The sequence below is a fragment of the Aeromonas sp. genome (assembly GCF_051657805.1).
GTDB lineage: Bacteria > Pseudomonadota > Gammaproteobacteria > Enterobacterales > Aeromonadaceae > Aeromonas.
Genome location: NZ_JBOFLJ010000058.1, coordinates 12,512 through 24,027 on the forward strand (window position 1 = coordinate 12,512; position 11,516 = coordinate 24,027).

The 11,516-nt window shown below is 62.4% G+C and carries 12 protein-coding genes; 7 read left to right on the forward strand and 5 right to left on the reverse strand.

Annotated elements, in window-relative coordinates; all coding sequences use genetic code 11:
• Positions 1–153: 153 nt before the first annotated feature.
• From ACRCYW_RS17680 to ACRCYW_RS17690, 3 genes are all read left to right on the forward strand, one after another.
• A complete protein-coding gene (locus ACRCYW_RS17680) occupies positions 154–531 on the forward strand; it encodes a hypothetical protein (RefSeq protein WP_438551330.1) in 378 nt (125 codons plus the stop codon).
• 210 nt (positions 532–741) lie between these two features.
• Entirely contained in the window at positions 742–2,466 is a 1,725-nt protein-coding gene (locus ACRCYW_RS17685; protein ID WP_438551331.1) for a proline--tRNA ligase, read from the forward strand.
• Between the two features lie 188 nt (positions 2,467–2,654).
• Positions 2,655–3,284, forward strand: coding sequence for a 3'-5' exonuclease (locus ACRCYW_RS17690; RefSeq protein ID WP_438551332.1), 630 nt, complete (start codon positions 2,655–2,657; stop codon positions 3,282–3,284).
• A gap of 145 nt (positions 3,285–3,429) precedes the next feature.
• Here ACRCYW_RS17690 and ACRCYW_RS17695 read toward each other — a convergent pair whose 3' ends face one another.
• The 3 genes from ACRCYW_RS17695 to ACRCYW_RS17705 all read right to left on the reverse strand — a co-directional run bounded on the left by ACRCYW_RS17695 (position 3,430) and on the right by ACRCYW_RS17705 (position 5,317).
• Complete coding sequence (locus ACRCYW_RS17695) at positions 3,430–4,110, reverse strand: SDR family oxidoreductase (RefSeq protein WP_438551333.1); 681 nt, start codon at positions 4,108–4,110, stop codon at positions 3,430–3,432.
• A gap of 32 nt (positions 4,111–4,142) precedes the next feature.
• Positions 4,143–4,772 (reverse strand): TIGR04219 family outer membrane beta-barrel protein, encoded by a 630-nt coding sequence (locus ACRCYW_RS17700; RefSeq protein WP_438551380.1) that lies wholly within the window; start codon positions 4,770–4,772, stop codon positions 4,143–4,145.
• A 104-nt stretch (positions 4,773–4,876) separates the two neighbouring features.
• Positions 4,877–5,317 (reverse strand): copper chaperone PCu(A)C, encoded by a 441-nt coding sequence (locus tag ACRCYW_RS17705; protein ID WP_438551334.1) that lies wholly within the window; start codon positions 5,315–5,317, stop codon positions 4,877–4,879.
• A gap of 89 nt (positions 5,318–5,406) precedes the next feature.
• On the opposite strand from ACRCYW_RS17705, the gene ACRCYW_RS17710 reads away from it, so the two are divergent.
• Positions 5,407–6,156: an enoyl-CoA hydratase gene (locus ACRCYW_RS17710; protein ID WP_438551335.1), complete on the forward strand. Its 750-nt coding sequence runs from the start codon at positions 5,407–5,409 to the stop codon at positions 6,154–6,156.
• 3 nt (positions 6,157–6,159) lie between these two features.
• Here ACRCYW_RS17710 and ACRCYW_RS17715 read toward each other — a convergent pair whose 3' ends face one another.
• Together ACRCYW_RS17715 and ACRCYW_RS17720 are read right to left on the reverse strand one after the other, a co-directional pair.
• A complete protein-coding gene (locus ACRCYW_RS17715) occupies positions 6,160–6,603 on the reverse strand; it encodes a DUF2753 family protein (RefSeq protein ID WP_438551336.1) in 444 nt (147 codons plus the stop codon).
• A gap of 119 nt (positions 6,604–6,722) precedes the next feature.
• Positions 6,723–7,430 (reverse strand): ParB-like protein, encoded by a 708-nt coding sequence (locus tag ACRCYW_RS17720; RefSeq protein ID WP_438551337.1) that lies wholly within the window; start codon positions 7,428–7,430, stop codon positions 6,723–6,725.
• A gap of 172 nt (positions 7,431–7,602) precedes the next feature.
• Here ACRCYW_RS17720 and ACRCYW_RS17725 point away from each other — a divergent pair, with 172 nt between their 5' ends.
• The 3 genes from ACRCYW_RS17725 (at position 7,603) to ACRCYW_RS17735 (ending at position 11,345) form a co-directional block, all read left to right on the forward strand.
• Positions 7,603–9,207 carry a peptide ABC transporter substrate-binding protein gene (locus ACRCYW_RS17725; RefSeq protein ID WP_438551338.1) on the forward strand — a complete coding sequence of 535 codons (1,605 nt, stop codon included), beginning with the start codon at positions 7,603–7,605 and terminating at the stop codon, positions 9,205–9,207.
• A gap of 116 nt (positions 9,208–9,323) precedes the next feature.
• Complete coding sequence (locus ACRCYW_RS17730) at positions 9,324–9,623, forward strand: hypothetical protein (RefSeq protein ID WP_438551381.1); 300 nt, start codon at positions 9,324–9,326, stop codon at positions 9,621–9,623.
• A 162-nt stretch (positions 9,624–9,785) separates the two neighbouring features.
• Positions 9,786–11,345 carry a methyl-accepting chemotaxis protein gene (locus tag ACRCYW_RS17735; RefSeq protein ID WP_438551339.1) on the forward strand — a complete coding sequence of 520 codons (1,560 nt, stop codon included), beginning with the start codon at positions 9,786–9,788 and terminating at the stop codon, positions 11,343–11,345.
• Positions 11,346–11,516: the final 171 nt, after the last annotated feature.

The window sequence follows — 11,516 nt, forward strand, 5'->3', positions numbered from 1 at the left end:
GTTTGAATTCAGCGTGATAAAGAAAAAACCCACTGACGGGACTGGCGATATCTTGCGGGCTGGCTAGTCTCAATCAGCCAAAGAGATCCATATGGAATCTAAATTTGGTTTCCTTCACCTCTATCACGCGCCTGAGCGCGTAAGGACAGCAAGATGGCTAAAGGACGGATCAGCTTTTGGGAAGGCAATGGCGCCACTCAGGATCAGGTCGGCAACACCCTGAGCGGCGGAGTCAGCTACAACATCGACTGCAAGAGTGGCGATCAGGGCTTCAGCAATGATGAGGCCCGCTCCCTGAAGCTGGAGGGCATCCCCGGCATCACCCTCATCAAGGTCTACGACAGCCCCTCGGCCAGTACCGACGATGACTGGGCCCAGATCCTGATCAAGGGACCCATTACCGACACAGTTGTGGTTGGCAGCTTCAACAGCAGCGCCAACCTGGACGGCGGCAACGTGGTCGTCACCAGCCATTATCACAACGGCCTGGATGGCAAGGTGTCCAAGATCCTGATCGACTACCTGGGTTGATCCCTCTGAGGAGGGGGTCGCCCAGCCGCCCCCTCTTCGATCCTCTCTTTCACCTCTCTCACCCGCATCCGCCCAGCCTCTCCCCCGCCGACCAGGCTCCCCTCCCCCAACACCTAATTTAGCCCTTGGGCCGCGCGCCTCGGCCTGTTAAAATTCCGCACTTGCAATTTTCCAGGGCCAAGTCGCCCGAACTAGCTAAGGTCTACCGCGATGCGTACCAGCCAATACCTGCTCTCCACTCTCAAGGAAACCCCCTCCGACGCGGAAGTCGTCAGCCATCAGCTGATGCTGCGCGCCGGCATGATCCGCAAACTGGCCTCCGGCATGTATGCCTGGTTGCCGTCCGGCCTGCGGGTCCTGAAGAAGATCGAGAACATAGTTCGCGAAGAGATGAACAAGGCTGGTGCCATTGAAGTCTCCATGCCGGTGGTGCAACCGGCCGAGCTGTGGCAGGAGTCCGGCCGCTGGGACGACTACGGCCCCGAGCTGTGCCGCCTGACCGACCGTCACAACCGTCCCTTCGTGCTGGGCCCGACCCACGAAGAGGTGATCACCGCCCTGATCCGTTACGAGGTGAACAGCTACAAGCAGCTGCCCCTGAACCTCTACCAGATCCAGACCAAGTTCCGTGACGAGGTCCGCCCCCGCTTCGGCGTGATGCGCGGCCGCGAATTCCTGATGAAGGATGCCTACTCCTTCCACATCAACAAGGAATCTCTGGTCGAGACCTACGAGAAGATGCACGCCGCCTACTGCGCCGCCTTCACCCGCATGGGCCTGAACTTCCGTCCGGTGCAGGCCGATACCGGCTCCATCGGTGGCACCGGCTCCCACGAGTTCCAGGTGCTGGCCGAGAGCGGTGAAGATCTGATCGCCTTCTCCGACACCTCAGACTACGCCGCTAACATCGAGATGGCCGAGGCCCTGGCGCCGGCCGGTGAGCGAGCCGCCGCGACCAAAGCCCTGACCAAGGTCGCCACCCCGGCCGTCCACACCATCGACGAGGTCGCCGCCTTCCTCTCCGTGGCTCCGGCCACCATCGCCAAAACCCTGCTGGTGCTGGGCGAGGCGGATGAGCACGGCAAGCAGGCGGTCATCGCCCTGGTACTGCGTGGCGATCACGAACTGAACGAGATCAAGGCCGAGAAGCTGGCCGGTGTCGCCAACCCGCTGACTTTCGCCAACGACGAGCAGATCAAAGCCGCCGCCGGCTGTGACGCAGGCTCCATCGGCCCGGTCGGCTTCACCGGTCGCATCATCGCCGATCGCAGCGCCGCTCACCTGGCAGACTTCGTCTGTGGCGCCAACGAGACCGGCTTCCACCTGACCGGCGCAAACTGGGATCGCGACATCGCTTCTTACGAAGTGGCCGATCTGCGCAACGTGGTGGAAGGCGACCCCAGCCCCTGCGGCCAGGGCAAGCTGCTGCTCAAGCGCGGCATCGAAGTGGGCCACATCTTCCAGCTCGGCACCAAGTACTCCGAAGCCATGAAGGCGAGCGTGCTGAACGAGGGCGGCAAGTCCGTCACCATGGAGATGGGTTGCTACGGCATCGGGGTTTCCCGCCTGGTGGCCGCAGCCATCGAGCAGAACAACGACCAGTACGGCATCATCTGGCCGGAAGCCATCGCCCCGTTCGAAGTGGCCATCGTGCCGATGAACATGCACAAGTCCGAGCGCGTCGCCGAGCAGGCCGAGCAGTTCTACGCCGAGCTCAAAGCCGCCGGTGTGGACGTGCTGTTCGATGACCGTAAGGAGCGCCCGGGCGTGATGTTCGCCGACATGGAGCTGCTGGGGGTTCCCCACGCCATCGTCATCGGCGATCGCGGCCTCGACAACGGCGTGGTGGAGTACAAGTGCCGCCGCACTGGCGAGAAGCAGGAAGTGGCCATTGGCGACATCATCGCCCAGCTCAAGGGCAAACTGGGTCGCTGATAGCGCTGACACAGCCTTTCGCTGTTCATGAGAAAGCCCCGAGTGTCACGGCACTCGGGGCTTTTTATATGCTCCTCTCTCCTTCATGACTCACAGCCATGCGGCTCTGTTGTTGAGAGAGATCGCGCTGTACACGGTACGGCTGATTTCCTAGACTGGCGCTCTTTACCCAGCTTGCCCGAGAAATTATGTCCATCGCCTCAGCCAATACCGTCGTCGTGCTCGACTTCGAGACCACAGGGCTCTCACCCGGACAAGGGGATAGAGCCATCGAGATCGGTGCCGTCAGGATCAAGGATGGCCAGATCAGCGAGCGTTTCTCGGCGCTGATGAATCCGGGCTTCAACGTCAGCAGCTTCATCGAGCAATACACCGGGATCAGCAACGCCATGCTGAAACAGGCTCCCCCCTGCAACGAGGTGATGGCGGATTTCGTCGACTTTATCGGTGATGACAATCTGGTCGCCCACAACGCCTCCTTCGACAAGCGCTTCCTGGATGCGGAAGTCGAGCGGCTGCCGGCGCGATACCGCGGGCAGTTCGCCTGCTCCCTGCTGCTGTCGAGGCGCCTGTTTCCCGATGCCCCGGATCACAAGCTGGGCACCCTGGTGCAATACAAGCGACTGCCCAATGACGGGGTGTTTCACCGCGCCCTGGCGGATGCCGAGGTGACGGCCCACCTCTGGCTCGCCTTGTTGGAAGAGCTGGCGTGTCAACATGGCATCATCGACCCGGATTTTGAATGGCTGCTGACCCTGGGCAAGAAGCCAAAACAGATGATCCCATCCTTCCTGCGGGAATATGTGACGCGGAAATAATATGTGCCGACATGCATCGTCATGGCCCGGCGTAAAGACACGCAAACCAGATAGTATTTACCACTGCATATGAATGAAAAAAGCGCGTCAATAGGCGCGCTTTTTGTTTTCCGGGCAGCAATCACTGCTGCCAGAGCGGTAAGGATCAGTCGTTGCGTCCGATGAAGAGATCCGTCACGTGGCAACTGCTGCGCGCCTCCAGGGCGTCCAGCATGTAGGCGGCGGCATCCTCCGGCGTCATGAAGCGGCTCGGGTCCACGTGATCCGAGTTGTCCCAGAATTCGCTGCGGATCCCGCTCGGATAGAGGTTCACCAGTCGCAGGGGGGAGCCCTTGAGCTCAGCTCGCAGGGACTCCAGAAAGCCTCGCATCCCCCACTTGGAGGCGCAATAGAGGCTCTCGTTGGCCTTGCCGACCTGGGCCGCGGAGGAGAGCACATTGGCCAGCACGCCCCCCTTCTCACCGATGAGGCGCACCGTCTGCTGGGCCACCAGGATGGTGGAGACCAGGTTGCTCTCCACCACCCGGCGCACCTGCTCGGCGGTATAGACCCCGACCGGGCCGAACTCCCCCACCCCGGCGCAGTGGATCACCAGATCCGGCAGACCGCCCCAGGCCACGGCGGCCGAGAAGGCCATCTCCACCTCCTCGTGGTGAGCGAGATCGGCGGCGATGCCGACCACGGCCTTGCCGAGCAGCTGTTCCTGCTCCTGCAGCTTGTGGTAGCGGCGCCCCATCATGGCAACACTGTGGCCGCGCGCTACCAGTCCGATTGTCAGCGCACGTCCGAGGCCGGAGCCTGCGCCTGTCACTATGATGTGGCCCATCATCCCTCCCGGATCAGATCTGAATACTCAGATCAGAAAGTGAATTCGCCGCCGATGAACCAGCCATCGACCTTCTGATCGACCTTGTCGAAGTCCATGTCCACTTCACGCCAGCCGGCACGCAGCTTGAGCGGCACGGAGGCAAACTTGTAGGAGCCGCCCAGACGGTAGTCGTAGTTGTCCGCATCCTGCACACGCAGATCGCCGAAGGCCGCGAAGCCGGTACCCGGAATGCGGATCTCGCCGCCGGTGTAGGCCATCAGCACATCCTTGTCATAGGAGTAGTGCTGGGTGTTGAAGTCACCGTCGTAACGGCGGCCGGTCAGACCCAGATCGAGCTGGAACAGGTCGTTGTTCATCAGGCGATAGTAGAGGGTCAGGTCGTAGGCCAGCAGATCGTTGTTGAAGGAACCGCCGCTGCTGCTGAGATCGGACATTTCGAACTTGGCGTTGGGCAGCAGGAAGATGCCGTGCTCCAGTTGCAGGTAGCCGTTCCAGTTGTAGTTGTCGTCATAGCTGCCATCGGCGCCGTCACCGTTGATCTGGCCACTGCCCTGGGCGTTCCACAGGTCGGCACCCGCCGCGAAGCGCCAGTCGTCGGCGGCCATGGCGGCGTGGCTGAACAGAGCAAGCAGGCTGCCGGCAATCAAGGTCTTCTTCATCATATAACTCCCTTATGGACTGGAAAGGCCATCATTTTACCCAGAGCGCAAGGAATACCTAGAGTAAAAAGCTGAACCAGCGTCCATTAATGTCCGGGCCGATGTCAGTGCTGCATGCCTTTCATCGGCTCGACTGGCTTCACCGGCAGGCTCAGGCTGAGGGTCTGACCATCGTCCAGGGTCAGGGTCAGGGGGAAGGGAGTAGCCTGGGCGAGTTCCCTCACCTCGAACAGCATGACGTGGAAGCTGCCGGGTTTGAGGGCCACCTCCCCCTTCGCGGGGATCTGGATGCCATCCACCTGGCGCATCTTCATCACCCCGTTCTCGTGCAGATGGGTGTGCAGCTCGGCTCGCGCGGCCTCGGGGGAGGATACGGCGGTCAGGGTCACCGGCTTGTCGCCGTCGTTCTTCAATACCATGAAGGCCGCCGTGTTGGGGGAGCCCGGGGGCAGCAGGCGCACATAGCCATCGACGGCCTCCACCTTGGCCAGGGCGGGGGTGGCCAACAGCAGGGTCAGCATGGAGTAAAACGCACGTTTAAACATGGTTTGAATCCTTTTATGATGTTGTTAAACGATGGAAAGCTTACCCCCCTGGCAGGCTTTTGGCAGCTTCAAATGACAAGGATTCAGACATGGCCCCCACTATTCTGGTCGAGCAGCAGGATGGCTTGCTCACCCTGACCCTCAACCGGCCGGACAAACGCAACGCCCTCAACACCCAGATGTACCAGGCCCTCACCGCCGCACTGCAACAGGCGAGCCAGGATGAGAGCGTGCACGTGGTGCTGTTGCAGGGCCAGGCGGAGTGCTTCACCGCCGGCAACGATCTCGCCGACTTTATGGGCAAGGAGAGCCTGGATCCCGACGATCCCATCCTGCTGTTCCTCCACGCCTTCGCCGATTTTCCCAAGCCCGTCATCGCCGCCGTCGCGGGCCCGGCGGTCGGCATAGGCACCACGCTGCTGCTGCACTGCGATCTGGTCTATCTGGGGGACAACGCGCGACTGCAACTGCCCTTCGTCGAGCTGGGGCTGGTGCCGGAGTTTGCCTCAAGCCTCCTGCTGCCAAGGGCGGTGGGTCACCTGAAGGCATCCGAGCTGTTGCTGCTGGCGGAGGCGATGGATGCGGCCGAGGCGCTGCGCCTAGGCCTCGCCAACCGGGTGGTGGCGACCGACGAGCTGCTCGGATTCGCGCGGGAGCAGGGATTGAGACTCGCCGCCAAGCCGCCGAGGGCGCTGCAAAAAAGCAAGGCCCTGCTCAAGCAGGAGCTGAGGCAAGCGGTGCATTTCGTCATCGACATGGAGGCGCGCGCCTTCTCCCAGGCCTTGCAGGGGGAAGAGGCGCAAGATCGCATCGCCCACAAGCTGGGGCGGCGGGGCTAGCCCCTAGTTCAGGCGGAAGCGGCCGATCAGCTCGCAGCCCTGCACCTTGTCCTGCACCTGGATAAGCCGGGCTATCTCGGGGTTCGGGTGGCGTTTCAGGAAGGAGAGCAGGGCGGCGCGGCAGCAGCCCAGCTCGCTGATGAGGGATTCACACTCCCGGTTCGGACATTGTGGCACCAGGGCGGTGACCAGTTCGGAGGCGAGCTTGAGGTAGCGCAGCTCATAGGCAGGCTCCTCCATGGCGCGCCAGAAGTCGGCGAGGCGGTGACAGGTGGCGACCCGCATGCTGGCGAGTTCGTCCAGCTCGTCCAGGTTCAGCTCATCCGCCCCCAGCTCATACACCTCTCCCAGCGCCTGCTGGTAGAGGCAGATGGCCGTGCCGAGCGCCCCCATGTCGAGGGCGTTTTCCGCCTCCAGCATGTAGCGTTGCCAGTTGTGATTCGTCATCTCCCTCTCCCCTGCCGACATGAGTGGAAGCTGTATCATGGCTAATTGAGAATAAATATCAACCAGACCTTTTGTGCAGGATCCACCCGCTCTCCCCATCGAAGGGGCCGGAGCCTGATTCAGCTCGCACTCTTCGATTGATTGACGCGACACTGCTTGCCGGGGTAGCCGGGCAGATCCCTGGCCTTGCTGCTGCAGGCGAGGCGTTTGGCCTGACTGAGACGATCCGCCAGGTTGGCCCCGTCGACCGGCAGCCAATCCATCTGCTGGCCGAGCCAGCTGGCCCAGGCGAACTCGACGAAGTAGACCTGACCCTTCTTGCTGAAGTAGCCCGCATCCTGCAACTGACCCGCCAGGGTGCGATAGGGGTAATCCGGCAGCTCGCCGATCTGCTTGGGCAGCTGTTGGGGGGTCAGGGGCTGGCCCTTCTCATCTTTGAGCCAGGCCCAGTGATTGTTCTGCATCTGGCTCCAGAAATTGGTCTTGTCCTGCAGCCTGGCTATTACTTTGACCCTGGCCTGCTTCACCCCCTGCTGCCACAGCGCCTTGGTCAGGTGATGCCTGTCCACCAGCCAGTAGCCGCCGTCCGGTGCTATGACCACAGGGATCTCCTTCTTCTTCATCAGCTTGTCGAGTTGCTCGGCGCTCTTGTCCGCCAGCTCCCGCGCCGTGGCATCGACCTGTAGCTGACCCACCCCACCCTGGGTCGGGTGCAGATCCGTGATGCTCACCTCGCACCAGCTCCCCACCGCGCTGGTGCGCTCGCAGGGGGCCAGCGCCCAGGCACTCTGACTCAGGACACAGGCCAACAACATCCATATTCTCATCGCTCACTCCTCTTCCGGCGAAGGCTCGGGCTAAACAAGGTAGCACGGTCCGGCAATCCAGGGGACTCATGCTGGCGGTCTGACCAGCAAAGGGGATATCATGATTCCCCGTCTGCCGGCGAATTTTTCTCGCCGAGTTTCTCCCCGCTTCACACTATTTGAAGGATTCGCCATGAAAGGATGGAGCCCCCTGCTGGCCCTGCTGGGCTGTGCCTGTGTCCAGGCCGCCGATGTGCCGGCCGGCACCCAACTCGCCGCAGACCAGTCGGTCGTGCGCCACCTGAAAGACGAGCCCACCAGCCTGAGCCCCCTCAAGCTGGTCGGCCTGCCGGAGTTGCAGGTGCTGCGGGATCTCTACGAGGGGCTGTTGACTCAGGGGCCGGATGGCAAGGTGCTGCCCGGGGTGGCATCGCGCTGGGACAACGAGGGTAATCAGAAGTTTACGTTCCATCTGCGGCCGGATGCCCGCTGGTCAAACGGGGATCCCGTGCGCGCCGCCGACTTCGTCTACGGCTGGCGCAAGCTGGTGGACCCCAAGGAGGCCGCCACCTTCGCCTGGTTCGCCCAGCTCGCCCACTTCAATAACGTGGATGAGATAGTGGCGGGCAAGGCCGCACCGAGCGAGCTCGGGGTCGAGGCACTGGACGATCACACCCTGCAGGTGAACCTCTCCCAGCCGGTCCCCTACTTCCTGAGCCTGCTGACCCACCCCAGCCTGTCGCCACTGCACCGGGCCAGCATGGAGCAATACGGCAACCAGTGGACCCAGCCGGGCAAGCTGGTGGGGAACGGTGCCTTCGTGCTGAGCCACCGCGTGGTGAACGAACGGCTGGAGCTGACCCCGAATCCCCATTACTGGGACAAGGCCCACACCGTGCTGACCAAGGTTACCTTCGTGCCCATCAACCAGGAGAGCGCCGCCACCAACCGCTACCTGGCGGGGGATCTGCACATCACGGAATCCTTCCCCAAGGAGCAATACCAGAAGCTGATGAAGCAGATCCCGAGGGAGGTCTATACCCCTGAGCAGCTCGGCACCTATTACTACGCCTTCAACACCCAACGCCCCCCGTTGGACGATGTGCGGGTGCGCAAGGCGCTCTCCTACACCATAGACCGCGGCCTCATCGCCGATCGGGTGCTGGGTACCGGGGAGAAACCCGCCTATCACTTCACCCCGGACGTGACCGCCGACTTCGATCCCAAGCCGAATCTGCTCTCCACCAGCAGCCAGCGCGAGCTGGACGAGCGGGCCAAGGCCCTGCTGAAAGAGGCGGGTTATGGCCCGGACAAGCCCCTCAAGCTGACCCTGCTCTACAACACCGCCGAGATCCACAAGAAGATGGCGCTGGCCATCGCCAACCTGTGGAAGCAGAAACTCGGCGCCCAGGTCGAGCTCACCAATCAGGAGTGGAAGACCTACCTCGACAGTCGCCAGAGCGGCCAGTTCGAGGTGATCCGCTCCTCCTGGGTCGCGGATTACAACGATCCGTCCGCCTTCCTCGGCCTCTGGGGCAGCCAGCACAGCGGCAACATGGCCCGCTTCGCCAACCCCCGTTACGATGCTCTGCTGGCCAGGGCGGCCAGAAGTCTGGATGAGCGCGAGCGCGCCAAACTGTTCGACGAGGCCGAGGCCATACTGCAAGAGGAAGCGCCGATCGCCCCCATCTACCAGTACACCAATGCCCGCCTGATCAAGCCCTGGCTCAAGGGTTATCCCATCAACAACCCGGAAGACGTGGCCTACAGCCGCCAGCTCTACCTCATCAAGCACTGAGCATCCCAACAGCGGGGCCAGCCAGGCCGGCCCCGCTTTTGTCACTGTTGCGAATCAAGTTCCCGGCTTAGAATGCCGCCTCTCTGATCTCATCCATGCCATTAGACAAGTCCCCCATGCGCCCTCTGTTTCTGCTCGCCCTGCTCTGTACCCTGCCCGCCCAGGCGGCCACCGAGGCCGAATGCCAACAGGCCTTCACCGACTGGATGCTGAGCCAGCAGCAGGCGTTCAGCGATCGCAAGGCCAGCAAGATGGTGCGGCGCAACGCCGAGCGGGCCATCGATCAGGTGCGCGATGAGTACGCGAAGCAGGAGAGCTTCTGCCAGGCCATGGCCTGGGTCGAGGCGGACAAAAAGAAGGATCCCAGCTTCAAGCCGAGAAGCGGGGAGATCCACGACTTCAGAACCGGCCGATAAGCCCCCGAATACACCTTTCAGCTGTTCTTTTTCGTCGTCATAGTGTCGATTTATTGACCCAAGCCAAGATAGCCCCTTGGGCCGTCCCTACAATGAAGCCTGCACAACGAACAACAATAAAAACAAATTTATCAGTTACTTGGCTCAAATCAGGATGCGCACATGACCACAACCCAACGGGAAGGGGAGATCCGCTTTCCCGACCAGATATCCTTGATCTCCACCACGGACCCCGCCAGCCACATCACCTATGCCAACCAGCACTTCTGTGATGTGGCGGGTTACAGTGCCAGCGAGATGGAAGGGGTGCCCCACAACCTGGTGCGCCACCCGGACATGCCCAAGGCCGCCTTCGCCGACATGTGGCGCAGGTTGCAGCAGGGAAAGAGCTGGATGGGGCTGGTGAAGAACCGCGCCAAGAGCGGCCAGTTCTACTGGGTCAACGCCTATGTCACCCCCATACTCGACGAGCAGCGGCAGATCATCGAGTACCAGTCGGTGCGCACCCGTCCCAATGAAGAGGACATCGACTGGGCTGAGCGGCTCTACGCCCGCATCCGGGCCGGCAAGGCCCTGCCCTGGCTGAGTCGCCTCAATGTGGAGCCCGGCCCCCTCACCCTCTGCCTATCGGGCATCACCCTGCTGGCACTGTGCCTCGCCCTGGTCACGGGGCAGCCCGCCTGGGGCTGGGTAGCCCTGCCCTGCCTGCTCGGCCAAATGACCCTTGGCTGGCGCTGGCAGCAGCGGATGAAGCGGCTCATGGCCAGCGCCGGGGAGGAACTCGGCACCCCGCTCTGCCAGCTGATCTACAGCCGGCGGCGGGACAGCCTGGGGGCCATAGAGCTGCTGCTGCGCATGAAGAAAGCGGAGCTCAGGGCCGTGGTGGGTCGCAGTGTCGACACCAACCAGCAGATCCTGCAGGCCGCCGAGGATGACAGGGGCCACATCCAGACCATAGACACCCACCTGCAGCAGCAGCGGGCCCAGAGCGAGCAACTGGCCGCCGCCATCACCCAGATGAGCCAGTCGATCCGCGATGTGGCCGACAACGCCCATCAGGCCAATGCCCTGGTGAGCGAGGTGCAGCAGGTCTCCGCCAGCGGTCAGCAGGCCATCGCCACCACCCGCTCATCGGTCAACCGGTTGCATCAGGAGTTGGATGCCAGCCAGGGCGTGCTGGCCCGCCTGACCCGGGACAGCCAGAAGATAAGCGGGATCCTAGAGGTGATAGGCCAGATCGCGGATCAGACCAACCTGCTCTCCCTCAACGCCGCCATCGAGGCGGCCCGGGCCGGCGAACAGGGCCGTGGCTTTGCCGTGGTGGCCGACGAGATCCGGGCCCTGGCCCAGAAGACCCGCAGTTCCACCGGCGAGATCAGCGACATGATAGGGGCGCTGCAGCAGAGCACCCAGCAGCTCTCCGACGGCATGAGCCAGGGGGCCCAGACCTCGGCCCTGTGCCAGCAACAGATGGGGGCCACCGCCGAGGTGCTCGACCGGATCAACCAAATGCTGTCCCGGGTCACCCACACCAGCGACGAGATAGCCCAGGCGGTCAGCCAGCAGGCGGATGTCACCAGCACCCTGGATCAGGGGATCCACCAGATCCACCAGCTGGCCAACCACACCGCCGACAGCAGCCGGCAGGCGCTGGATGGCATCACCCTCCTGGTAGAGCGGCTGCACAACCTCTCTCGCCTCATCAACCAGTTCCACGACTAGCCCTGCCCGGGGCGCGCACCCGCCGCGCCCCGTCTCCCCCGAGATCAATCCTTTTTGGCTGACGCTCCCCATATGGGGCCTTTCATTTATTTGTAACAAAAATGTAAATGAAATGACCTCTATGCCCGCCATAACAGTCACTTTCCACCGTGCCTCGACCAAAAAGGACTT